The sequence below is a fragment of the Methylobacterium jeotgali genome (assembly GCF_022179345.1).
Taxonomy (GTDB): domain Bacteria; phylum Pseudomonadota; class Alphaproteobacteria; order Rhizobiales; family Beijerinckiaceae; genus Methylobacterium; species Methylobacterium jeotgali.
Genome location: NZ_BPQR01000038.1, coordinates 23,387 through 46,251 on the forward strand (window position 1 = coordinate 23,387; position 22,865 = coordinate 46,251).

Consider the following 22,865-nt stretch of genomic DNA (forward strand, 5'->3'; position numbering starts at 1 on the left):
ATGCTCCGCTCCGGCTTCCTCGCCGCGCTCCTGCTGCTCGCCGCCGGCGCGCCTGACGCGGGCGCGATCGAGGTGCTGACGGGTACGCTCGGCAAGGTCGCCCGGACCCACACCGTCGTCATCGGCTACCGCACGAGCTCGCTGCCCTTCTCCTTCGTCGAGGGCGCCGCCGGTGCGGCCCCGCCCGCCTCGCCGGACGCCGCGCCCGCGGGCGCGAAGCGGCCGATCGGCTACGCCATCGACCTGTGCCAGGAGATCGTCGAGGACATCGAACGCGAGATCGGCCAGGACAACCTGAAGGTCGTCTACGAGCCCGTGACCTCCGCCTCCCGGATCGAGGCTGTCACCTCCGGCCGAATCGACCTCGAATGCGGCTCGACCACGGCCAACGCCGAGCGCCGCCAGAGCGTCTCGTTCTCGCCGGTGACCTTCATCAGCGCCACGAAGCTCCTCGTGCGCAAGGGGTCGCCGGTCGCCTCCTACCGCGATCTCGGCGGCCGCCGCGTCGCGGTGACGGCCGGCACCACCAACGAGAGCGTGGTGCGAACCCAGCTCGCCCGGCTCGGCATCCAGGCGGAGATCGTCACCGGCCGCGACCACGCCGAGTCCTTCGCGATGGTCCGCGACGGGCGCGCCGACGCCCTCGCCCTCGACGACGTGCTTCTCTACGGGCTGATCGCCGGCGGCGGGCCGGATGCGAAGGACTACACGGTCCTCGCCGACAAGCTCTCCTTCGAGCCCTACGCGATCATGTTCCGCAAGAACGATCTCGAGCTCGCAGCGGTCGTCTCGGGCACCTTCTCCCGGCTCGCGGAGTCCCGCGAGTTGCGCTGGACCTACGAGAAGTGGTTCCTCAAGCGTCTGCCGAACGGCGAACGCCTGAACGTGCCGATGTCCGACGAGCTGCGCACCAGCTTCCAGGTGATCGGCCTTCAGGACTGAGCCCGCGCCCGCGAGGAGGTTTCGCGATGGAACCCGAGTCGACGCCCGCTCCCGTTGCCGAGCCTCCGGACGGCAACCTCGCCGTGGCGACGGTGCGCACCGTCGAGATGCAGGGCGAGCGGGTCCGCTCCGAGCACGACCTTCTCGGCTACGGGGACGTCCCGGCGGACGCGCTCTGGGGCATCCACACCAAGCGCGCGGTGGCGAACTTTCCGATCACCGGCGTGCCGGTCGGGCACTTTCCCGAGTTCGTCCGGGCGCTGGCGCTGGTGAAGCAGGCAGCCGCCCGCGCCAACCGCCGCCTCGGCTACCTCGATTTGAAGAAGGCCGACGCCATCGACCGAGCCTGCGCGCTGGTCGCCACCGACAAGAGCTACACCGAGGCCTTCGTCGTCGACGCGATCCAGGGCGGGGCCGGCACCTCGACCAACATGAACGCCAACGAGGTCATCGCCAACGTCGCCCTCGGGCTGATGGGCAAGACGCCGGGCGCCTACGAGACGCTCCACCCCAACGACGACGTCAACATGGCGCAGTCGACCAACGACGCCTACCCGACGGCGCTCCGGCTCGCGGTGATCTTCGCGACTCAGCCCCTGATCCGCGCTCTCGACGACCTCGCCTACGCCTTCAAGGGCAAGGCGGTGGAGTTCGCCGACGTGCTCAAGATGGGCCGCACCCAGCTCCAGGACGCGGTGCCGATGACGCTCGGCCAGGAGTTCGACGGCTTCCACGCCACGATCAAGGAGGACGTGGCGCGATTGGGTGAGATCGTCGCCCTGTTCCGCGAGGTCAATCTCGGGGCGACCGCCATCGGCACCGGCATCAACGCCGATCCGCGCTACGCGGCGCTCGCCGTCGAGGAGCTGTCGCGGCTCGCGGGCCAGCCCATGGTGCTCGCCGGAAACCTCATCGAGGCGACCTCGGACCTCGGGGCCTTCGTGCTGTTCTCCGGCGTCCTCAAGCGCGTCGCGGTGAAGCTCTCGAAGATCTGCAACGACCTGCGTCTGCTCTCCTCCGGCCCCCGCACGGGGATCGGCGAGATCCGGCTGCCCGCCGTTCAGGCCGGCTCCTCGATCATGCCGGGCAAGGTCAACCCGGTGATCCCGGAGGTCGTGAACCAGGTCGCCTACATGGTGATCGGGCAGGACCTCACGGTGACGCTCTGCGCCGAGGGCGGCCAGCTCCAGCTCAATGCCTTCGAGCCGACCATCGGCTACTGCACCCTCTCCTCCCTCCGGATGCTGACGGCGGCCGTCGACACGCTGACCAAGCGCTGCGTTGAGGGAATCGAGGCCGACCGCGAGCGCTGCCGCAGCCTGGTCCAAGGCTCGATCGGCCTCGTCACGGCGCTGGCGCCGACGCTCGGCTACGAGGCGAGCTCGCGGGTGGCGCAGAGGGCGCTGCGCGAGAATCGCCCCGTCGCCGAGCTGGTGCTGGAGGAGGGCCTGCTGACCCGCGAGCAGCTCGACCAGCTCCTCGAGCTCGAGGCGATGACCCACCCGACCCGGCGCCAGCGCACGGCCGGCACGACCTGACCGGGACGGCTCGTGCCGCTATCGCCTCCGCCGTTCACGTCGCCGTGATGCTTCCGCGGGGTCGAGCCGGTGCCTCGCGATTCCAAGCGTGGCGGCCCTGGTCGCCGGGGGCCGAGCGCGGCAGATATGCGCTCATGCATGACGTTCCCCGCGTCGAGATCACGCCCGAGATCCTGCTCAAGGCCTACGCGGCCGGCATCTTCCCGATGGCGGAGGACGCCGACGACCCGGCCCTCTACTGGGTCGAGCCGCGGGCGCGGGGTGTGCTGCCGCTGGACGGCTTCCGGGTCTCGCGCCGCCTCGCCCGGACCGTGCGCTCCGATCAGTTCGAGGTCCGCAGCGACACGGATTTCGACGCGGTCATCGCAGGCTGCGCGGCGCCCCGGCGCGACGGCGCCCGCACCTGGATCAACGCCCGCATCCGCGAGCTCTACGGCGCCCTGTTCGACCAGGGCCACGCCCATACGATCGAGGTCTACGCCGGCACGCCGCGCCGGCTGGTCGGCGGCCTCTACGGCGTCTCCCTCGGCGCCGCCTTCTTCGGGGAGAGCATGTTCCACGAGGCGCGCGACGCCTCGAAGGTCGCGCTGGTGCATCTGATGGCGCGGCTCAGGGAGGGCGGCTACCGGCTCGCCGACACGCAGTTCGTCACCGACCATCTCGCCCAGTTCGGGGCCGTGGCGGTGTCCCGGCAGATCTACCGGCGCCGCCTCGCCGAGGCGCTGTCCGAGACGGGCGACTGGGGAGCGCTGCCCCGCACGGGCGTAGCCGGCGCCGCCGTCCTCGATCGGCTCGCCGTCGCCGAGTGACGGTGCCGCCGCTCAGCGGAACAGGGCGTCGAGGAAGTTCTGCGGCTGCGGCGGGGGGGCCGGCGCCGGGCCCTCGTTCGAGGGGAAGAACTTTCGCGAGGGCTTCTGGCGCGGCTGCACGGGCACGCCGCGGGGGCCCTCGACGTCGACTTGGCCGGCGGAGTTGACCTGCTGGGCGGTCTTGGCCGCCTCGCGGCGCTGCTTCTTCTCCGGCTTGGCGGCGAGCGCGGGCATGTCCTCCTGCTCCTTCGCCTCGACCACGACCTCGCTGCCGCCTTTGCAGTCGACGAGCCAGACGTCGTAGATCGGGTGCTCGATGGCGTGGAGCCCCGGGCTCGCGGCGAACATCCAGCCCGTGAAGATGCGCCGGTACTTGTTGTCGAGGGTGACCTCGTCGACCTCGAGGAAGGCCGTGGTCTTGGCGCTCTCAGTCGGGGGCCGCGTGTAGCAGACCCGCGGGGTGAGCTGCAGGGCGCCGAACTGCACCGTCTCGTCCACCGCCACCTCGAAGGAGACGATGCGGCCGGTGATCTTGTCGAGGCCGGAGAACACCGCGGTCGGGTTCTTGATCTTGTCGGCGGCGGCCGGGCCCGCGAGCGCGCTCAGAAGCGCGGCGAGGCCGAGGGCGGCGGAGCGGCTGCCGGCGGTGAATCGGCTCAACGGTCGGACCCCTTGCCAGCGCCGCGGCACGGCCGGCGCGGCGAGCCTTGAAGCCCGCAACGGTGGTGGAAAAAGGGCGGTCGGGATTTTCGGTCCGTCGCGCCCCTGCACCGAGCCCGCAGCCGTCGCCCGGACCCGGGTCAGTCGCCCGGCGTCCAGGCCACGTAGTCGCCGGTCGCGGCGGGGCGCGCGCCCCAGGAAAGCTGCGAGCCCTTCGGCCGGTAGGCGTCGGCGGTGCCGGTCATGTTCTCGACATGGGGCTTCTGCCACTCGCGGGGGGTGTAGCTCTCCTCGCTCGGCGGCACGTCGACGGCGTGGCAGAGCCAGCCGCGCCAGCCGGGGGGCACCCGCGAGGCGTCGGCGTAGCCGTTGTAGACGACCCAGCGCCGCTCCGGCCCGACCGAGCGGTCGATCAGCGGCCCGTTCGCCCGGTAGTAGGTGTTGCCGAACTCGTCCGTGCCGACGAGGCGGCCGCTGCGCGCGGTGTAGAGGGCGAGCGACATCGTCTGCCCGTTCCACCAGGTGAAGATCCGCAGCAGCGTGTCCTTGAGAGCCATCGCGTCCTCGACAGGCGGCGCCGGCCGCGCCCGCGCGGGCGTTATGAAGAGGGGCGGCGTCCAAGTCCAGCGGTACCGGAGCCCGGTGACGCCCGGCACGGCCTCACAGATCGACGGCCATCGACAGCAGGTAGGTCCGCGGCGCGCCCTGGAAGAACGTCCCGAAGGAGGCCACGCCCGTCCAGTAGTTCGCGCCGGTCACGTTGACGACGTTGGCGCGGATCGTCGTCCGGCGCCCCTCGATCGTGGTGGTGTAGCGGGCGCCGAGGTCGAGGCGCGTCCAGTCGGGGAGCGGCTGCGTGTTCGCGGCATCGACGAACTGGCGGCCCGTGTAGACGACCGCTCCGTTGAGGGCGAAGCCCGGCACCCAGGGCAGGTCCCACTCGGCGCCGAGATTGAGCTGCACGCCGGGCACGCCGATCGGCACGTGGCCGACATTGGCGGCCACCTCCGTCCTCGTGAGCACGCCGTCGAGCAGGGTGGCGCCGCCGAGGACGCGCAGCCCCGGCGTGATCTCGCCATAGGCGCTGAATTCGAGCCCGGAGACCCGCTGCTCGCCGGTCTGGGCGAAGCGCCGCGTCGGGCTGAGCTCGCCGATCGGCCGGGTGATCTCGAAGGCGCTGAACGTGGTGGCGAGCGTGCCCCAGTCCACCCTGACGCCGGCCTCGACCTGATGGGCGACGTAGGGGGCGAGGATCTCGCCGGCATTGGTCGCCGTCACCGGCGCGATGTCGCCGCGGCTCAGACCTTCGATGTAGTTGCCGTAGAGCGAGACGTTCTCCCACGGCCGCACCACGATGCCGACGAGCGGGCTCGTGGCGCTCTTGTCGTAGGACGAGGCCAGGGTGCCGACGTTCGAGACGTAGTTGTGGGCCTCGATGCCCTGCCGGCGCACGCCCAGCGTCAGGAGGATGCGCTCGTCGAACACCGACAGGGTGTCGGCGACCGAGACCCCCGTCAGCGTGCTGTCGGAGAGGCGCGGCCGGGAGTCGATCACCGTCGGCGCGATGAAGGGGGCCAGAACCGGCGCGTAGATGTTCGAGAGGTAGCTGCCGTTCGCCGCGGGCAGACGGCGGGCCGTGTCCTCGTCGTAGCGGGAGGCCTGGACGACAAAGGCATGGCGGACGAATCCGGTGTCGAACCGAGCCCGGACGCCGCCGTCGACGGTGAGGCGGTCGACGCCGAGGCTGTAGAACTGCGGTGCCGTGGTGGTGTCGCCGCGCAGGTTCGTGATGGTCGGAGCGGAGGCGAAGTAGCGCTCGACGCCGGTCCGCGAGCCGCCGACGTCGCCGAACAGCGTGACCTGATCGGCGAGGTCGTATTCCAGGCGCAGCAGGCCGCCGCGGTCGTCGATGTCCGAGTATTCCCAGGGCTGCGTCAGGTTCCGGCTGCCGTCGGGCGCCCTTGGCACGGGAACTCCGGCCCGCAGCAGGAACGGGCGCAGCGGCGCGTCGAAGCGGTCCTTCTGCGCCAGCAGGTAGAGCCAGGCCCGGAACCGCTCGCCCCGGTAGTCGAGGGCCAGCGCCCCGACGCCCGTCGTCTCGGACTGGCGGTCGATGGGCGTGTCGCCGCCGCGCAGGCTGCCGACGATCCGCGCGCCCCATTCCCGGTTCGCGCCGTAGCGCCGCGCGATGTCGAAGCCGCCGCCGCCCCGCGCGGCCGAGCCGTAGTCGAGGGTGAAGCGGGTCAGGTCCTCGCCGGCCCGCTTCGGGACCACGTTGATGACGCCGCCGACGCCGCCGTTGGGCGCGACGCCCGAGAGCGCGGCGGAGGGGCCCTTCAGAACCTCGATGCGCTCGGCGTAATCGGTGAAGACGCGGAAGCTCGGGGCGACGCCGTAGACGCCGTCGAAGGCGAACTCGCCGCTGGTGCCCTCGTTGATGGGAAAGCCGCGGATGTAGAACGAGTCGAACGGCGCGCCCGTCGTCTGCGTGGCGCGCACGGAGGGGTCGAGGGCGAGCGCCTCGGACGCCGTCGACGCTTGCCGGTCGCGGATGAAGCGGTCGGTGTAGCTGCTGACGCTGAAGGGAGACTTCTTCGTCTCCGCGTTGCCGAGCAGGCCGAGGCGGCCGCCCTGCGCCACCTGCCCGCCGGCATAGGCCGGAACCACGCCGCGCGCCGTGCCGGTTCCCTCCACCGAGAGCGTGTCGAGCTGGACGCTCGCGTCCTCCGCCGCGGGCGTCCGCCCGGCCTGTGCCCGCGCAGGATGCGACATCGCCGATAGGCCTGTCGCGATGACCGCGATCGAAGCAAGTCTTGGAAGATGGTGCAGCTTATCGGACATGGATCGGCCAAGATATGCCGAGCGAGAAACTAGATTATAAGTATTATAATCTATAAGTCGCCCTTCGTTGCTCGATCGCGATTTGCATGATCGATGGTGATTCTCAAGACTGCGATCGGGATATCGGGCCAAGCGAGCCTGGGTCATCATCCGGCACCGTGCGCTCACCGGAGCCGGAAGCGGGTTCGCATCGTTTCGAGACCCGGATCGGCCGCGCGGACGGATGAGGATCGCTCGGCAGGGGCGGAGCATCGCAAGCGGCCGTGTCGGCTCCCCTCTGTGATCCGCGGGTCACAGCCGGACGCCCGGATCGGCGTTGACGAAAAATAATCCGATCCGGATTCGGATCGGCCCCAAGCGCACTTACCGGTGTCTGAGACTTGTCCACAGGATTGAGTCCTCTGACACAACATCTAGGCGGAAACTCCGGCGCCGCCTACCAGTTGTTGACGCGGAGGGCCCAGCCTGGGTACTCTCCGGGACATGCTTCGAGGCTGCCGGGCAGGGCTTCCCGCCCCTCGCGAGCATCATCGATAATGACCGCTGAACCGGCCCGCGCATCCCAGGCGCGGACGGGATCGGCACCCCGGAAACCATGGACGACCGCGCGGGCGCGGGGCGAGGTGTCGTGCCTCGTCGTGAGAGGTGTGTTTCATGCGGATCGAGCGTCGCTACACCACGCAAGGCTCCTCGCCCTACGCGGCGATCCCGTTCCGCAAGGCGCTGAGCGAGATCCGCAACCCGGACGGCTCGGTGGTGTTCCGTCTCGAGGGCATCGAGGTGCCCGAGAGCTGGAGCCAGGTCGCCACCGACGTGCTGGCACAGAAGTACTTCCGCAAGGCCGGCGTGCCCGCCCGCCTGAGGAAGGTCGAGGAGAACGACGTCCCGTCCTTCCTGTGGCGCTCGGTGCCCGACGAGGCGGCGCTCGCCGCGCTCCCCGAGACGGAGCGCTCCGGCTCCGAGACCTCCGCGAACCAGGTCTTCGACCGGCTCGCCGGCTGCTGGACCTACTGGGGCTGGAAGGGCGGCTACTTCACCACGGAGGAGGACGCGCAGGCCTTCATGGACGAGCTGCGCTTCATGCTCGCCCGGCAGATGGTGGCGCCGAACTCGCCGCAGTGGTTCAACACCGGCCTGCACTGGGCCTACGGCATCGACGGCCCCGGCCAGGGCCACTACTACTGCGACTGGAAGACGGGCGCGCTGACGAAGTCGGCCTCGGCCTACGAGCACCCCCAGCCCCACGCCTGCTTCATCCAGTCCGTCCAGGACGACCTCGTCAACGAGGGCGGCATCATGGACCTCTGGGTGCGCGAGGCGCGTCTGTTCAAGTACGGCTCCGGCACCGGCTCGAACTTCTCGATGCTGCGCGGCGAGAACGAGCGGCTGGGCGGCGGCGGCAAGTCGTCGGGCCTGATGAGCTTCCTCAAGATCGGCGACCGGGCGGCGGGCGCCATCAAGTCCGGCGGCACCACCCGGCGCGCCGCCAAGATGGTCATCGTCGACATCGACCACCCGGACATCGAGGCCTTCATCGACTGGAAGGTGAAGGAGGAGCAGAAGGTCGCCGCCCTCGTCACCGGCTCGAAGGTCGTCTCGAAGCACCTCACCGCAGTGATGAAGGCCTGCACCCAGTGCGAGGCCGAAGGGGACGCCTGCTTCGACCCCGAGCGCAACCCCGCCCTCAAGCGCGAGGTTCGCGCCGCCCGCAAGGCGATGGTGCCGGACGCCTACATCAAGCGCGTCATGCAGTTCGCCCGGCAGGGCTTCACCAAGATCGAGTTCCCCGTCTACGACACCGACTGGGACTCGGAAGCCTACCTCACCGTCGCCGGCCAGAACTCCAACAACTCGGTCTCGCTGACCGACAGCTTTTTGCGCGCGGTCGATGCAAATGAGAAATGGCATCTGACGTCCCGCGTGACCGGCAAGGTCACCAAGGAGATCGATGCCCGCGACTTGTGGGAAAAAATCGGCGAGGCGGCCTGGGCGTCGGCCGATCCGGGCCTGCACTTCAACACCACGATGAACGACTGGCACACCTGCCCGACGGGTGGGCGGATCCGGGCCTCGAACCCGTGCTCCGAGTACATGTTCCTCGACGATACCGCCTGTAACCTCGCCTCGACCAACCTGCTGACGATGTACGACCGCGAGACGAAGCGGTTCGACACGGCCGCCTTCGAGCACCTCAACCGCCTCTGGACGGTGGTGCTCGAGATCTCCGTCATGATGGCGCAGTTCCCGAGCCGGGAGATCGCCGAGCTCTCCTACCGCTACCGGACGCTCGGGCTCGGCTACGCCAATATCGGCGGCCTGCTGATGACCATGGGCCTGCCCTACGACTCCAAGGAGGGCCGGGCGCTCGCCGGCGCGCTCACCGCGATCATGACCGGCGTGTCCTACGCGACGTCGGCCGAGATGGCCGCCGAGCTCGGCCCCTTCGCGGAGTACGCCGGGAACGAGGCCTCGATGCTGCGGGTCATCCGCAACCACCGCCGCGCCGCCCACGGCGAGGCCGAGGGCTACGAGGGCCTCTCCATCGCCCCCGTGCCCCTCGATCTTGCCAACGTCCCCCAGGCCGACATCGCCGAGCGCGCCAAGGCCGCCTGGGACCGGGCGCTCTCGCTCGGCGAGAAGCACGGCTACCGCAACGCCCAGGCCACCGTCATCGCGCCGACCGGCACGATCGGCCTCGTCATGGACTGCGACACCACCGGCATCGAGCCCGACTTCGCGCTGGTGAAGTTCAAGAAGCTCGCCGGGGGCGGCTACTTCAAGATCATCAACCGCGCGGTGCCGGACGCCCTGCGCTCCCTCGGCTACCGCGAGAGCGAGATCGCCGAGATCGAGGCCTACGCCGTCGGCCACGGCTCCATGGGCCAGGCGCCTGCGGTCAACCCCGGCTCGCTGCGGGCCCGCGGCTTCACCGACGAGAAGATCGCGGCGGTCGAGGCGGGGCTGAAGGCGGCCTTCGACATCAAGTTCGTGCTCAACCGCTGGACGCTCGGCGACGACTTCCTCACCAACACCCTCAAGGTGCCGGCCGAGAAGCTCGCCGATCCGAGCTTCGACCTGCTCTCCTTCCTCGGCTTCTCGCGGAAGGAGATCGAGGCGGCCAACACCCATGTCTGCGGGGCGATGACGCTGGAGGGCGCACCGTTCCTCAAGACCGAGCACTACGCGGTGTTCGATTGCGCCAACCCCTGCGGGCGCATCGGCAAGCGCTACCTCTCGGTCGAGAGCCACATCCGCATGATGGCGGCGGCGCAGCCCTTCATCTCGGGAGCGATCTCCAAGACCATCAACATGCCGAACGACGCCACCGTCGAGGACTGCAAGGCGGCCTACCGCCTGTCCTGGACGCTGGCGCTGAAGGCCAACGCCCTCTACCGCGACGGCTCGAAGCTCTCGCAGCCCCTCAACGCGGCGCTGATCAGTGACGAGGAGGACGAGACCGACGACGCCCTCGAGGCGATCGTCCAGGCGCCCGCCGCCGCCAAGGCGGCGATCGCCGCAGAAAAAATCGTGGAGCGGGTGATCGAGCGCGTCGAGCGCATCCGGTCGCGGGAGAAGATGCCGGACCGCCGCAAGGGCTACACCCAGAAGGCGGTGGTCGGCGGCCACAAGGTCTACCTGCGCACCGGCGAGTACGAGGACGGGCGCCTCGGCGAGATCTTCATCGACATGCACAAGGAGGGCGCCGCCTTCCGGAGCCTGATGAACAACTTCGCCATCGCGATCTCGCTCGGCCTCCAGTACGGCGTGCCGCTGGAGGAGTATGTCGAGGCCTTCACCTTCACCCGCTTCGAGCCGGCGGGCTTCGTGCAGGGCAACGACGCCATCAAGAACGCCACCTCGCTCCTCGACTACGTGTTCCGCGAGCTGGCGATCTCGTATCTCGGCCGCAGCGACCTCGCCCACGTCAACCCGTCCGAGATCGGCAACACCGCCCTCGGCGGCGGCGAGAGCGACACCACCCGCGACAAGCCGGGCACCGCGGTCGCCGCCGTGGTCTCCCGCGGCCTGCTCCGGGGCTCGGCCGACAAGCTGACCCTGATCCAGGGCGGCCCGGCGGGCGCCACGATCGGCGTCGCCTCGGCGGCCAGTGGTCAGACGGTCCCGGCGGGCGGCGCGGTCCATGCGGTCCACGGCGCCACGGCGCTGAAGGTGGAGCCGCTGGTCGAGGGTTCGGCGGAGACGGCGGTGGAGACCCTGCCGTTCGCCAAGCCGGAGCGCAGCGTCGCGGATCGCCGCGCCGAGGCGAAGATGAAGGGTTACGTGGGCGAGGCCTGCCCGGAATGCGCGAACTTCACGCTCGTCCGCAACGGCACCTGCCTGAAATGCGACACCTGCGGCAGCACCACCGGCTGCTCGTGAGAACAGATGGGGAGGCGTCCCGCGCCTCCCCCTTTCGCTTGCGGGCCTCGGTGGCCACGCAGCGAGCTATCGCACCAGCAGCGTCACAGCCGCCACGGCGATCACCGAGAAAGTCGCGATGACGCCGCCGCCCCGGCAGGCGAACTGGCGGGGGGAGTTCGGCGGGGCGAACATGCCGATCGGGTGCAGAAGCCGGGCGATCAGCAGCACGATAAGCAGGCTCCGCACCAGCGTGAGGCTGCCGCCGCCCGCCTCCACGAAGGCGATGAGGAGCAGGGCAAAGGGCACGTATTCGCCAAAATTCGCCTGCGAGCGGATGCGCTTCTCGAGCGCCTCCCGGCCGCCGTCGCCGTGGAGCACGCCCATCGAGAGGCGTCCGGCCACCACCCAGCCCGAGAGGCCGAGATAGATCAGAGCGAGCAGCCCGGCGTGGAAGGCGGTGACCGCGGGAAACGTCATGGTGCTCTCCAAGACCGCCCGGCACGCGGCGAAAGGCTCGACAGGCGGGCATGTCGCGCTCGGGGAGCAGAAGCGTCTCGGCCCGGCTCCCGTTCCCATCGGCCGACGACCCGCTTCCGCGACGGCGCTCGGCCTCGAAGGCTCCGAGCCTGCCGGCAGGATTCATCGTCCGCCGACAGGCCGTCCGGCGTGCCTTACATGCGGTTCATCATCATTTTGCGCTTCATCATTTTGCGCTTCATCATCTTCCGATGCATCATCCGCTCGCGATGCGTCATGCGGACCTGCGTGTAGGCCGGGGCTTCGGTCTGGACGCCGCCGGGACCCATCGGCGCCGCCGTCGCGCTGCCGACGCCGAGGGCGAGGCCGCCCAGCACGGTGGCGGCCGCGAGCGTGAGGCTCAATCTCGTCATGCATTCTCTCCCTGTCTCATTCCATCCTCCGGACGGATAGATTGACAACAGGATTCTTCTCCAACCGTTCCAAGAAAAAGAAATAAAATCAAATACTTAGCTGGAGGCGCGCGTCTTCGCGGCCGCCGCGCCGCCGCGACCGGGAGACGCCGTCCACAGACCTGTACGATGCCGCGCCCGCGAAGGTTTCACGCCGCGCACCTTTCGAAGCCGCTCGGCGATCCGGCTTGGATCATGGACGCGCCGTCCGTCCGCAGGCTCTCTGGTCAAGATCGGATGCCGCCTCCATAGTGGGCACGACCCCCGCGGCGCCGCGATCGCCGGCCGCGGTCGTGGCGCACGGCGAAGGACCGGATGCTGAACACCGCGTCGAACGCGCCCGTCGTCGAGGACAGGCCCCTCGAGAAGGCCCTGGGCCATCAGGTCCGCCTGCTGCGTCGGGAGCGCGACCTCTCGGTGGCCGATCTCGGCAGCGCCGCCGGCATCTCGCCGGGGATGATCTCGAAGATCGAGAACGGCGCCATCTCGCCCTCGCTCGCCTCGATCAACGCCATCGCCTCGGCGCTGAACGTGCCGATCACGGCGCTGTTCAGCGCCTTCGAGGAATCGCGCGACTGCTCCTACGTGAAGCAGGGCCAGGGCGTGCTGATCGAGCGGCGGGGCACCAAGGTCGGCCACATCTACGAGCTGCTCGGGGCGGGCATCCGCGGCGAGGTCGTGGTCGAGCCCTACCTCATCACTCTGGAGGATCAGGCGGAGGCCTATACGAGCTTCCGCCACGCCGGCACCGAGTTCATCTACATGCTCAGCGGCGAGGTGATGTATCACCATTCCGGCGAGGACTATCACCTCCAGCCCGGCGACTCGCTGCTGTTCGATTCCCACGGGCTGCACGGCCCGGCGCGGCTCATCAGGACGCCTATGACCTACCTGTCGATCATCGTCTATCCCCGCGGCTGAGGCCGGCCCCTCCCTCAGGCTCCGTGGGCGGCCCGGCTGTCGGCGGGGGCCTCGTCCCGCTCGTTCAGCCCGTAGTCGCGCACCACCCCGGCGATGCGCAGGCGGTAGTCCCGGAAGATGCCGCTGCGCCCCTTGGCCTGCGTCGCCCGGTGGCGGTCCCGGTTGCGCCAGGCCGCCAGCGCCGCCTCGTCGCGGAAGAAGGACAGCGAGAGCAGCTTGTCCGGATCGGTGAGGCTGCGGAAGCGCTCGACGGAGACGAATCCGTCCACCTGCGCGAGGTCGTCGCGCAGCGCCGCGGCGAGGTCGAGATAGTCCTGCGTCCGCCCGTCCGCGGGCCAGACCTCGAAGATGACGGCGATCATGGTGTCCTGCCTTCGTCCGCTCGCGCGGACGGGGGCCGAGGATAGCCCGGACCGCCGATGGCGGCACCCCTCAGAGGTTGCGCGACAGCACCAGCGGCCCGCTCGCCGCGCCGCGTCCGTAGGGGGAGGGGGCGTGCACGGGCCGGCCGTAGACGCTCGGCGCGCGGGATTCGCCGACCTGCTTGGCGAGCCCCTTGATCAGCCCCTCCGAGACGGTCCGCGCGGTGGCGAGCACCGCCTGGTTGGTCTCGACGCCCTCCGCGAAGCGGCGATGGGCGGTCTTCAGCGCCTCGATGCCCTGGGGCGCGAAGCGGGCGAGCGCGACGGCGTTCGCCTTCACGGTCTCCAGGCCGCGCATGTAGGCGGCGGCGAGCGCGGCCTTGCGCTCGGCTTCCGCGAGGCCTTCCCGCAGGCGCCCGGCGCGGACGTGGCCGCTCTCGGCATCGAGCACCGCCTCCAGCGCCGCCATCGCGCCGAGCACCTCGGCGACGAGGGCCTCGGCCCCGGCCCGGTCGGCGATGCACACCGTCTCAGGCCTTTGCACCGCCGGCCTCCTGCATCTGGAGCATCTGCTTGTAGATCTGGTCGCTGATGCCGACGCCGCCGCTCTTCACGACCTCGCTGGCGTACTCCTTGGTGAGCATCGAGCGCCAGACGTCGCCGCCGGTGCCGTTCTCGCCGAGCGGCCCCTCGGTGCCCTCGGACTTGGCGATCCGGTCGAAGCTCTGCTCCAGGAACATCTTCTCGAAGTCGGTCGCGGTCTTGCGCAGCTTGCTCGCGTCGGCGGTCTGCGCCGAGGAGACCGCGGGCTTCGAGGCCGCGGCGGCGACCTCCCCGACGAGGGCCTTGCCGACGCCGAGAGCGGCGTTGGCCGCGATGGTGGCGAGTGGGAACATCAGTCGGCTCCTTTGTCGGCTACATCAGGTCGATGTCGGCCTGGAGGGCGCCCGCCGCCTTCAGGGCCTGGAGGATGGAGATCAGGTCGCGGGGGCCGACGCCGAGCGCGTTGAGCCCGTCGACGAGCTCGCGCAGGCTGACGCCCTCCTTCACCAGCGCCAGCTTGTTGCCGTCGCCGGTGTCGACCTTCAGCGCCGTGCGCGGCACCACCGCGGTCTGCCCGTTCGAGAGCGGGCCGGGCTGGCTCACCTGCGGGGTCTCGGTGATCGTCACCGTCAGGTTGCCCTGGGCGATGGCGACCGTGGAGATGCGCACGTCGCGGCCCATGACGATGATGCCGGAGCGCTCGTCGACGATGACGCGGGCGGTCTGGTCCGGCTCGACCTTGAGCTGCTCCACCTCGGTGACGAGGCGGATCATGTTGCCCCGGTACTTGGCCGGGATCTGGAGCGTCACGGTCGCCGGGTCGGTGGGCTCGGCGGTGTCGGCGCCCATGAAGTCGTTGATCGCGGAAGCCACGCGCTTCGAGGTGGTGAAGTCGGGGTTGCGCAGCGACAGGCGCAGCGTGCGCGCGTCGTTGAGCTTGAAGGCGATCTCGCGCTCGACGTTGGCGCCGTTGGAGATGCGCCCGTTCGTCGGCACCCCGCGGGTGATCTTGGCCGCGTCCCCCTCCGCCGCGAAGCCGGCGATCGCCACCGAGCCCTGCGCCAGGGCGTAGACCTCGCCGTCGGCGCCGAGCAGCGGCGTCACGAGAAGCGTGCCCCCCTGGAGCGACTTGGCGTCGCCCAGCGAGGAGACGGTCACGTCGATGCGGGTGCCCTGCGTCGCGAAGGGGGGGAGGTTCGCCGTCACCATCACCGCGGCGAGGTTCTGCGTGCGCATGGTGGCGCCCCGGGTGTTGACGCCGAGGCGCTCCAGCATCGCCTGGAGGGACTGCTTGGTGAAGGGGATGTTGTTGAGCGTGTCGCCGGTGCCGTTGAGACCCACCACGATGCCGTAGCCGACGAGCTGGTTCTGGCGCACGCCCTCGATCGAGGCGAGGTCCTTCACCCGCGACAGGGCGAGCGCCGGGGCGGCCTGTCCGGCGAGGGTGGCGGCGAGCCCGAGAAGCAGGGCGAGGCGCCGAAGGAGGCCGTCGATGCGCATGGGTGCCGGAATGCTGGCGGGACCGTGTTCGGCCATCCGCCTCGCGAGCACCGTGCCAGACGGGCGGTTTCGACAAGCTTCTGAATTCGCTTGGATTTTCCGAAAATCTGAAATGCCGGTCCCCAAGATCGCTCTATCGCTCCCTGCCGGCCGGGCAGGTTTTGCCGGGCCGTTTACCGGCGGTTAACCACGTGGCTCCGAGTCTGGGCCTCGGCGCCGCAGGGGTGCCGATGGTTCGTTCCATGCGCGTCGATTCCCGCTCGCCCGTCACCGGCAACGCCGCCCTCGCGGGCGCGCGCCGTCCGGCCGCGCCGGGCGGCTTCAGCCTCGGGGCCGGCCCGGAGGCCGCTGCAACGGGCGGGCCGGCCGCGGCGACGAGCCTCGCCGGTCTCGACGCGGTACTGACGCTCCAGGGTGCCGAGGAGGCGCCCCAGGAGCGCCGCCGCCGCCACGCCAGGCGCGGACACGACCTTCTCGACGGTCTCGACCGTCTCAAGGCAGCGCTGCTGACCGGCCGCGTGCCGACCGGGGAGCTGCGCGCCATCGCCGGACGCCTCTCGGAGCAGGCCGGCGCGAGCGGCGACCCGCGCCTCGACGGGCTCGTCGCCGACATCGAGCTGCGCGCCGCCGTCGAACTCGCCAAGCTGGAGATGCGCGGCGCGGCCTGACCTGCGCGGGGTCCGATCCCGTGATTGACGCAGGCCGGGCGATCCTCGAAAAACCCGCCCGGACCCGGGCCGGCGCGGCCGGGCCTGCCCCTCCGCGCCGGTTGCCGCGCGGATGCTGTTCAACTCCTTCGTCTTCCTGCTCGCCTTCCTGCCGGCCGCGCTGACGCTGCACGCGCTGGCCGAGCGCTTCCGCCCGGACTGGCGGCTGCCGCTCCTCGTCGTGCTGTCCTTCGTCTTCTACGGCTGGTGGGACGTGCGCTTCGTGCCGCTGCTCGGGGCCTCGATCCTCGGCAACTGGCTCGTGGCCCGCGCCTACCTCCGCGGGCACCAGTCCTGGCTGATCCCGGCGGCGATCGTCGCCAACCTCGCCGCGCTGGCGCTGTTCAAGTATCTCGACTTCTTTGCCGATCTCGCGAGCCTGCTGCCGGGCGTGGTTCTCGCGAAGCCGGGCTGGGTGCTGCCCCTCGGCATCTCCTTCTTCACCTTCCACCACGTCATGTACCTGACGGACCTGAGGGCCGGGCGCGCGCCGGGCTACGGGCTCACCCGCTACGCCCTCTACATCGCCTTCTTCCCGCAGGTTCTCGCCGGCCCGCTCGTGCGGTGGAGCGAGATCATGCACCAGTTCGAGGAGCGGCCCTACGCGCGGCCCGACGCCGCCGAGCGGGTGGGGCGGGGCATCATGCTGCTCTGCGTCGGGCTGGCGAAGAAGGTCTTTCTCGGCGATCCGCTGGCGGCCTACGTCAACCCGGTGTTCCAGGCGGCCGCCGCCGGCAAGGTGGTGAGCGTCGCCGAGGCCTGGCAGGCGGTGCTGGGCTTCACCTTCCAGATCTATTTCGACTTCTCCGGCTACACCGACATGGCGCTCGGCATCGCGCTGCTCTTCGGGATCGTGCTGCCGCAGAACTTCGACGTGCCCTACCGTGCCACGTCGCTGACGGACTTCTGGCGGCGCTGGCACATGACCCTGTCGCGCTTCCTGCGCGACTACCTCTACATTCCTATGGGCGGGAACCGGCACGGCCTGCCCGTCCAGCTCGGCGCGCTCTTCGCGACCATGAGCCTCGGCGGCCTCTGGCACGGGGCGGGACTGACCTTCGTCGCCTGGGGGGCGGCCCACGGGGCGGGGCTCGGGGCCGGCGTGCTCTCGCGGCGGGCCGGCCTCCGGATGCCGCGGATCGCCGGCTGGGCGCTGACGGCGGGCTTCGTGGTGCTCACCTGGGTACTGTTCCGCGCAACCAGCTTCGAGGCGGCGCTCGCGGTCTACAAGGCGCTGTTCGGGTTCGCGCCGATGGGTTCCGGCTTCAAGTGGCGCACGATCCTGATCGCGGCCCTCGTCGCCATGGTCGGGCCGACCGCTTGGGCGGCGGTCCACCGGCTGCCGCCGAGTCGGACGCTGGCCTTCGGTTTCGCGCTGCTGTTCGTCGTCCTCCTCCTCAAGATCGGGGACGACGCGAACTACGACTTCATCTACTTCCAGTTCTAGATCACCGTACGTAATATGAAGTAAACTATATGGTCTAAAACATTGGCGCCGTTCGCTTTTCAGCGGACGGCGTTTTTTACGTCTCTGGGCGGCGGTCGTCTTAATACCCGCAGTGCGATTGGACGTAAAATATCGTCATTAAACCATTGCGACAGAACATTTTTCACGGAAAATGTCCTAAAGTCTGTCAATTATGGCTTGTCCGGGCTCAGCACCCGTTGCCGCTTCAAAACCGCCTTCTCAGGTTCGCCCGTTAACCGAGCGCATCCTCCGCGATATGCGACGGAGCGATTTCCCTCTATAATTCGTCGTCCAATAAGCGGGGTAAGCCTCTGCTACTGAACGACGAATTCTCCTATAAGGTTAAGGAAACGATCTGGGACAACGGGGAGCGCTTCGCGTTCACCGAGGGCCCGGACGGGCTCGGCGCATACTGGCCCGTTCTCTACGCGGTCACACGCCTGCGTTCGCCGGGGCATTCCTCCGGCACGATGATCGGCAAGGCTCGGGTCATCGCCCAGTTTCACACCTGGGCGGAGAGAAGCGGCATCGACCTGCTCGAACGGCTTCAGGGGCTCCGCTTCTTCCAGACGTTCGAGATCGAGGGCCTCCGGCAGTCCCTTCGATCCGCCGGCGTCGGTTCGCGCCGTGGCGATCCGACGGTTTCGAGTGCCGTGTGGCTCACGCGGTGCCGGATCGTCGCCAAATACATCGAATGGCATGCCGGCTTCGGCATCCAGAAGCTCGACCGCGCGAATGTCTCGTTCCAGGAAGCCCGCGAACGGCTGCACGATTGCCAGACGTGGCTCGTGGCGGACCTGCCTACACCCGTGCCTATCAGCCGGGAGGGCCTGACGGAGGAACAGCAGGCAGCTCTCCTGCGCGCCATCGTTCCGGGTTCCGAGTCGAACCCGTTCCCCGCCAAGTACCAGTTCCGGAACTTCGTGCTGGTGCTCCTCTATTACCAGCTCGGCCTCAGGTTGTCCGAAGCCCTGGCCTTGAAGACGACCGACCTGCGCTTGGAGGGACCCGCCCCCAGACTGTTCGTCGTTCGCAGAGCCGACGATCCCGCCGACACGCGCCAGCGACAGCCATTGGTGAAGACGAAGGCTCGTCCCCTGCCGGTAGCCAAGGCGCTGGCCAGGGTGTTGTGGGACTGGATCATCAAGGATCGCAAGGACAGGAAGCGCTACGGGAAAGCCAGCAAATCCCAATACGTGTTCGTGTCCCGCCGCGGGGTAGGCCTCTCGAAAAGTTCTGTGGAGGCGATCTTCCGCACGTTGCGCAAGTGCGAGGGCGTTCCAGGGAACATGAGCGCGCATCTGCTCCGGCATACCTGGAACGACCGGTTCTCACGACTGGCCGACGAGGCGGAGTTGCGGGACGCGGTCGAGAAGCAACTGCGCAACTTCCTTATGGGCTGGAAGGAAACCTCCGAGCAGGGGGCGTCCTACGCCCGCAGAGCGACACAAGAGGAGGCCGACCGACTGATGCTTACCATGCAGAACGACCTCGTACCGGAAGCCTGACGATGGCAGGCGTGACACGTCCGGCTCCGACAGCTTCCCCGAACGAACCCTTTACGCAGGGGCGGGGCATCGTGATCGACCGTGCAGGCCTGAAGGTCGACTGCACCGGCCCGATCTGGCGGATGAACGACCTGGCGAGCGCGGGCAGCCGCATCGACTGGGGGCGGCTGCCCGGCGTTCGGGACGAGGTGCGTTCGGCGACGGCCGACTATCTGGTCGAGCTCATCCGCACGCATGCGCCCGTGTACGCGCCGACGGCGTTCGGCGTGTTGTCGCGGATGATGGGCACGGACGCGTTCCCACGGCAGGTGGCGATGCCGGGCACGACCATCGGCTTCGAGCCGTTCGAGGAAATCCGTATCCTCCGTCGCTGGAGTGCGACGTACCTCCACCATTACCGGATGTGGTACGTCTGGTGCGCCCGCCGCGACTATCCCGGCTTCGACCGCGCGGTCGCCGACCGCCTGGACGAGGTATCCATTGGCAACGATCCAAAGGGCCGCGCGGTCCTGTCGGACGACCCCCGGGACGGCCCGCTCACGGACCTGGAGACCACTGCGCTCGCAAACGCTCTGCGCGCCGCCGATGAGCTCGGGACGTTGAGCCCGATGGAGTCGGTCGCCGTGTGGCTGTTCCTGGCGCTCGGCTCAAACCCCCTGAACCTGGCATTGCTTCGCGCCGACGATTACCAGCCCTTGTCCGACCCGGGCACGGGGGCCATCGTCCATCGGCTGAAGGTGCCCCGTATCAAGAAGCGCCACGCCAAGTACCGGACCGCGTTCAAGACCCGGAAGCTGAACCCGGAGATCGGCGCCAAGGTCGCCGCCCTGGTCGCGGCCAATGAGGAGCGGGCGCGGCGCGACGGGTGGCCCCATGGGGACTTCGCAATGCCGCTGTTCGTGAGGGCGTCGCCCCGATCGACGGTCGCGGAGTCTGACCACCGGGCCTTCGCGATGCATCTCGATTCGACCGAGGTCCGGACGCTCCTGATCAACACCGTGGACAAGCTCGGGGTGATCTCCCCTCGGACCGGGGAGCCGCTGCGCGTGGTCCCCCGGCGCCTGCGCTACACGTTCATCACCCGGTTCCTGCGGGAGGGAGGCAGCCTAAAGGCGGCGGCCGAGGCGGCCGACCATTCGGACACGCAGACCGTCATCACCTACGTCAACCTGCGGGGGGATCTGGTGCCCCGTCTGGACGAGGCCCTCGCCTTGCAGATGGCGCCGATGGGCATGGCGTTCATGGGCATGGTGGTACGGTCCGAGGCGGAGGCCGTCCGGGGCGACGTTGGCGCGCCGAGCCGCGTCTACCACCATGCGCGCGACCGTGGGGCCATCGAGCCGGTGGGCACCTGCGGTTCGTTCGCTTTCTGCGGCCTGACCGCCCCGACCGCCTGCTACGAGTGCGTCCGCTTCCAGCCGTGGCTGGACGGGCCCCACGACGAGGTACTTCGGACGTACGTGGCCCGTCGACAGGACATGATGGATCGGGGCGTCGACGAGGGTCAGGTCCGAACCATGGACCGCACGATCCTCGCCGTGGCCGCCGTTGTGCGACAGGTCGCCGAGTTCAGGCAGGGAGACGCCGCATGACGGTCCATGTCCTTGTCACGGCCCGCCAGCGGACCGCGGCGGCGAACCTCGCGCACGTGATCGAGGAGGCCCGAGCCAGCCAAGCGTTCGGGCCCGACCTCGACTTCGACGCGATGATCTGGGCCTTGCCGCGCGACCGTGGTCGGCACCCCTCGATGAACAACGCGCGGGCGCTGTACTTCAGCCGCAACCCGCCCGGCGGGAAGCGTACCCATGTCCATCACACCAAGCGTGCGGATACGGATCGCCCCCTGGCGCAACCGTTCAGCGACCTTCTGAAGGCTTACGTCAGGCTCGCCGACGCGAACAAGGCGCGCAAGATGCTCGGCGACTACGGCAACATGATCCGCGCCGGCCGCTGGCTGCACGACGTGTTGGAGCCGAAGGACCACGACCCCTGCCGCCTCACCACGGAAGACTTCGCCGCGGCCTTCGCCGCCTTCGAGGCCGGAGGCGCAAGGGACACGGCGAGGTACGCGATGGGATCGCACCTCTCGCGGCTCGCGAACTTCGTAACGCGACGCGGCATTTCACTGGTCCCCATCGATTTCCCGAACCCGGTTTCCGGCAAGGTCTTGGCGGGCCAGGGGAAGGGCGGCGCGGACATGGAGGCCGTCCGAGCGGCCAAGCTTCCGAGCGACGCCGTGTTGGACGCGTTGGCGGACATCGCCAGCAGGGTCGTGGACGACACCGACGTCGTCCTGATGCGGACCATCGAGCTGATGGTCTGCGCCCCCTGGCGCATCCACGAGGTCCTTACGATGCCCGCCGACTGCGAGGTGACGCGGGCGCTCACCGAGAAGGGCGAGCCCCTGATCGACGCCTCCGGGAAGCCCGTGGTCGGATACGGCCTGCGCTATCATGGGGGCAAGGGGCACGGCTGGGACATCAAGTGGATCCCGACCGCCATGGTGGATGTGGCGAAGCGCGCCATCGCCGACCTGCGCCGCATCACCGAGCCCTCTCGCGCCGTCGCTCGCTGGCTCGCGGCGAACCCAGGACGGGCCTGGGTGCCGGAACCCTGGACCGGCGCCGATCCGGACATGATCCTCGGCACGAACGAGGTCTCGCTCATCGTCAAGGGCGAGAAGGACCCCATCGCTGGCCGCGACTTCATCGTCAAGAACCGCTTGCCCCACCGTCGGTCCGGGGTCGCCTACGAGGTTCGCTTGGGCGACGTCGAGGCTGAACTCCTGAGCCGCATGGGCGAGATCCCCGAAGGCCACGAGGGCGTCCAGCGCGAGGATCATCTCTTGATCCTTCCCGCGGGGTTCTTCGGAACGCGATGGCTCCGGCGTCCGACGGTCGTGCGCTTCCTAGCGTACTACGAGATCCAGAACTGCCTGACGGGGCGTGCCAACGTCGCGTCGATTTTCGAGCGTTTTGGGCACGTCGATGCCGAGGGTGCCCCGCTGCGCATGACGTCGCATGCCCTACGCCATTGGCTGAACACCCTGGCTCAGGACGGCGGGGCGTCGCAGGTCGACATCGCGCGCTGGTCGGGCCGTAAGAGCGTCGAGCAGAACGCGGCCTACAACCACCTCAGCGGGATCGTACTGGCCGAGAAGGCGCGCGAGCTGATGGAGGCTGGATCGGTCAAGGGGCCCATCTCGGACATGGCGGACCGTTTGCCGCCGATGGATAGGGCCGACTTCCTGAAGGCGGGCATCGCCACGGCCCATACCACCGACCTCGGCGTGTGCGTGAACGATTGGTCCCTTGCGCCCTGCCATCACCACGGCTCCTGCGCGGACTGCTGCGACCATCTGGTCGTGAAGGGAGATGCGATCCAACGGGGCCGGGCGGAGACACTGCTCGCCGAGACGGAGTTCCTCCTCGGCAAGGCGCGGGAGGAGATGGCCGAGGAATCGTTCGGTGCATCCAACTGGGTCGCCCACCAGGAGCGAATGCAGGCCGGCCTGAGGGCCGTCCTAACCGCACATGACGACCCAGCCGTCGCCGACGGGACGTTGGTCCAGGCGAACCCGCGGGGGGCGCTGCGAGGCCCGCTACGCATGCTCGGCGAGCCAGATCCGGCCTAGCCAACGCGAAGCCGGCGGATAGGTCCTCCCGACATCCTTAACCGAACACCAACGGAGAACGGTCATGCTGCTCGCAAGGGTGGCTGCACGGGGGGGGCGCGCCATGCGCGTCGCCGGCAGCCGGGATCGGTCGAGGAGGCG

The 22,865-nt window shown here is 69.2% G+C and carries 19 protein-coding genes; 10 read left to right on the forward strand and 9 right to left on the reverse strand.

The genetic code is table 11. The annotated features are described in order from the left end of the window. From MFF04_RS11380 to aat, 3 genes are all read left to right on the forward strand, one after another. Complete coding sequence (locus MFF04_RS11380; protein ID WP_238275851.1) at positions 1-942, forward strand: amino acid ABC transporter substrate-binding protein; 942 nt, start codon at positions 1-3, stop codon at positions 940-942. Between the two features lie 26 nt (positions 943-968). Next, a complete protein-coding gene (locus MFF04_RS11385; protein ID WP_238275852.1) occupies positions 969-2,480 on the forward strand; it encodes an aspartate ammonia-lyase in 1,512 nt (503 codons plus the stop codon). A 134-nt stretch (positions 2,481-2,614) separates the two neighbouring features. After that, on the forward strand, positions 2,615-3,289 hold the full coding sequence (gene aat / locus MFF04_RS11390; RefSeq protein ID WP_238275853.1) for a leucyl/phenylalanyl-tRNA--protein transferase: 675 nt from the start codon (positions 2,615-2,617) through the stop codon (positions 3,287-3,289). A 12-nt stretch (positions 3,290-3,301) separates the two neighbouring features. On the opposite strand, the gene MFF04_RS11395 is transcribed toward aat, so the two are convergent. The 3 genes from MFF04_RS11395 to MFF04_RS11405 all read right to left on the reverse strand — a co-directional run bounded on the left by MFF04_RS11395 (position 3,302) and on the right by MFF04_RS11405 (position 6,721). Beyond that, positions 3,302-3,949, reverse strand: a complete 648-nt coding sequence (locus MFF04_RS11395) for a DUF2155 domain-containing protein (RefSeq protein ID WP_238275855.1) — start codon at positions 3,947-3,949, stop codon at positions 3,302-3,304. A gap of 140 nt (positions 3,950-4,089) precedes the next feature. Further along, on the reverse strand, positions 4,090-4,506 hold the full coding sequence (locus MFF04_RS11400; RefSeq protein ID WP_238275856.1) for an NADH:ubiquinone oxidoreductase subunit NDUFA12: 417 nt from the start codon (positions 4,504-4,506) through the stop codon (positions 4,090-4,092). 103 nt (positions 4,507-4,609) lie between these two features. Then, positions 4,610-6,721 (reverse strand): TonB-dependent receptor, encoded by a 2,112-nt coding sequence (locus MFF04_RS11405; protein ID WP_238275858.1) that lies wholly within the window; start codon positions 6,719-6,721, stop codon positions 4,610-4,612. 723 nt (positions 6,722-7,444) lie between these two features. Here MFF04_RS11405 and MFF04_RS11410 point away from each other — a divergent pair. Next, complete coding sequence (locus tag MFF04_RS11410) at positions 7,445-11,170, forward strand: vitamin B12-dependent ribonucleotide reductase (RefSeq protein ID WP_238275860.1); 3,726 nt, start codon at positions 7,445-7,447, stop codon at positions 11,168-11,170. A 66-nt stretch (positions 11,171-11,236) separates the two neighbouring features. On the opposite strand, the gene MFF04_RS11415 is transcribed toward MFF04_RS11410, so the two are convergent. Beyond that, positions 11,237-11,629 carry an MAPEG family protein gene (locus MFF04_RS11415; protein ID WP_238275862.1) on the reverse strand — a complete coding sequence of 131 codons (393 nt, stop codon included), beginning with the start codon at positions 11,627-11,629 and terminating at the stop codon, positions 11,237-11,239. 194 nt (positions 11,630-11,823) lie between these two features. Further along, positions 11,824-12,042 (reverse strand): hypothetical protein, encoded by a 219-nt coding sequence (locus MFF04_RS11420; RefSeq protein WP_238275864.1) that lies wholly within the window; start codon positions 12,040-12,042, stop codon positions 11,824-11,826. Positions 12,043-12,396: 354 nt separating this feature from the next. Here MFF04_RS11420 and MFF04_RS11425 point away from each other — a divergent pair, with 354 nt between their 5' ends. Beyond that, entirely contained in the window at positions 12,397-13,002 is a 606-nt protein-coding gene (locus MFF04_RS11425) for a helix-turn-helix domain-containing protein (RefSeq protein WP_238275866.1), read from the forward strand. A 14-nt stretch (positions 13,003-13,016) separates the two neighbouring features. Here the strand turns inward: MFF04_RS11425 and MFF04_RS11430 are convergent, their stop codons facing one another. From MFF04_RS11430 to MFF04_RS11445, 4 genes are all read right to left on the reverse strand, one after another. Beyond that, positions 13,017-13,364 carry an antibiotic biosynthesis monooxygenase family protein gene (locus tag MFF04_RS11430; protein ID WP_238275868.1) on the reverse strand — a complete coding sequence of 116 codons (348 nt, stop codon included), beginning with the start codon at positions 13,362-13,364 and terminating at the stop codon, positions 13,017-13,019. A gap of 70 nt (positions 13,365-13,434) precedes the next feature. Beyond that, positions 13,435-13,908, reverse strand: a complete 474-nt coding sequence (locus tag MFF04_RS11435; protein WP_238275870.1) for a hypothetical protein — start codon at positions 13,906-13,908, stop codon at positions 13,435-13,437. Beyond that, positions 13,895-14,260 (reverse strand): rod-binding protein, encoded by a 366-nt coding sequence (locus tag MFF04_RS11440; protein ID WP_238275871.1) that lies wholly within the window; start codon positions 14,258-14,260, stop codon positions 13,895-13,897. The genes MFF04_RS11435 and MFF04_RS11440 overlap by 14 nt, the downstream gene beginning before the upstream one ends. Positions 14,261-14,279: 19 nt before the next feature. After that, positions 14,280-15,407 (reverse strand): flagellar basal body P-ring protein FlgI, encoded by a 1,128-nt coding sequence (locus tag MFF04_RS11445; protein WP_238275956.1) that lies wholly within the window; start codon positions 15,405-15,407, stop codon positions 14,280-14,282. Between the two features lie 242 nt (positions 15,408-15,649). Between MFF04_RS11445 and MFF04_RS11450 the strand changes: the two genes are divergently transcribed. From MFF04_RS11450 to MFF04_RS11470, 5 genes are all read left to right on the forward strand, one after another. Then, positions 15,650-16,075, forward strand: a complete 426-nt coding sequence (locus MFF04_RS11450; protein WP_238275873.1) for a flagellar assembly protein FliX — start codon at positions 15,650-15,652, stop codon at positions 16,073-16,075. A 112-nt stretch (positions 16,076-16,187) separates the two neighbouring features. Next, a complete protein-coding gene (locus MFF04_RS11455) occupies positions 16,188-17,561 on the forward strand; it encodes an MBOAT family O-acyltransferase (RefSeq protein ID WP_238275875.1) in 1,374 nt (457 codons plus the stop codon). A gap of 491 nt (positions 17,562-18,052) precedes the next feature. Beyond that, positions 18,053-19,090, forward strand: a complete 1,038-nt coding sequence (locus MFF04_RS11460) for a tyrosine-type recombinase/integrase (protein ID WP_238275877.1) — start codon at positions 18,053-18,055, stop codon at positions 19,088-19,090. A gap of 71 nt (positions 19,091-19,161) precedes the next feature. Further along, positions 19,162-20,682 (forward strand): site-specific integrase, encoded by a 1,521-nt coding sequence (locus tag MFF04_RS11465; protein ID WP_238275878.1) that lies wholly within the window; start codon positions 19,162-19,164, stop codon positions 20,680-20,682. Between the two features lie 56 nt (positions 20,683-20,738). Next, positions 20,739-22,724 (forward strand): hypothetical protein, encoded by a 1,986-nt coding sequence (locus tag MFF04_RS11470; RefSeq protein ID WP_238275880.1) that lies wholly within the window; start codon positions 20,739-20,741, stop codon positions 22,722-22,724. Positions 22,725-22,865: the final 141 nt, after the last annotated feature.

Excerpts from the sequence above, each read along its gene's own strand:
- MFF04_RS11380 (WP_238275851.1), top strand. The coding sequence starts at position 1 with ATGCTCCGCTCCGGCTTCCTCGCCGCGCTCCTGCTGCTCGCCGCCGGC.
- MFF04_RS11385 (WP_238275852.1), top strand. The coding sequence starts at position 969 with ATGGAACCCGAGTCGACGCCCGCTCCCGTTGCCGAGCCTCCGGACGGC.
- aat (WP_238275853.1), top strand. The coding sequence starts at position 2,615 with ATGCATGACGTTCCCCGCGTCGAGATCACGCCCGAGATCCTGCTCAAG.
- MFF04_RS11400 (WP_238275856.1), bottom strand. The coding sequence starts at position 4,506 with ATGGCTCTCAAGGACACGCTGCTGCGGATCTTCACCTGGTGGAACGGG.
- MFF04_RS11405 (WP_238275858.1), bottom strand. The coding sequence starts at position 6,721 with ATGTCGCATCCTGCGCGGGCACAGGCCGGGCGGACGCCCGCGGCGGAG.
- MFF04_RS11410 (WP_238275860.1), top strand. The coding sequence starts at position 7,445 with ATGCGGATCGAGCGTCGCTACACCACGCAAGGCTCCTCGCCCTACGCG.
- MFF04_RS11415 (WP_238275862.1), bottom strand. The coding sequence starts at position 11,629 with ATGACGTTTCCCGCGGTCACCGCCTTCCACGCCGGGCTGCTCGCTCTG.
- MFF04_RS11420 (WP_238275864.1), bottom strand. The coding sequence starts at position 12,042 with ATGACGAGATTGAGCCTCACGCTCGCGGCCGCCACCGTGCTGGGCGGC.
- MFF04_RS11425 (WP_238275866.1), top strand. The coding sequence starts at position 12,397 with ATGCTGAACACCGCGTCGAACGCGCCCGTCGTCGAGGACAGGCCCCTC.
- MFF04_RS11430 (WP_238275868.1), bottom strand. The coding sequence starts at position 13,364 with ATGATCGCCGTCATCTTCGAGGTCTGGCCCGCGGACGGGCGGACGCAG.
- MFF04_RS11440 (WP_238275871.1), bottom strand. The coding sequence starts at position 14,260 with ATGTTCCCACTCGCCACCATCGCGGCCAACGCCGCTCTCGGCGTCGGC.
- MFF04_RS11445 (WP_238275956.1), bottom strand. The coding sequence starts at position 15,407 with ATGCGCATCGACGGCCTCCTTCGGCGCCTCGCCCTGCTTCTCGGGCTC.
- MFF04_RS11450 (WP_238275873.1), top strand. The coding sequence starts at position 15,650 with ATGCGCGTCGATTCCCGCTCGCCCGTCACCGGCAACGCCGCCCTCGCG.
- MFF04_RS11455 (WP_238275875.1), top strand. The coding sequence starts at position 16,188 with ATGCTGTTCAACTCCTTCGTCTTCCTGCTCGCCTTCCTGCCGGCCGCG.
- MFF04_RS11460 (WP_238275877.1), top strand. The coding sequence starts at position 18,053 with ATGATCGGCAAGGCTCGGGTCATCGCCCAGTTTCACACCTGGGCGGAG.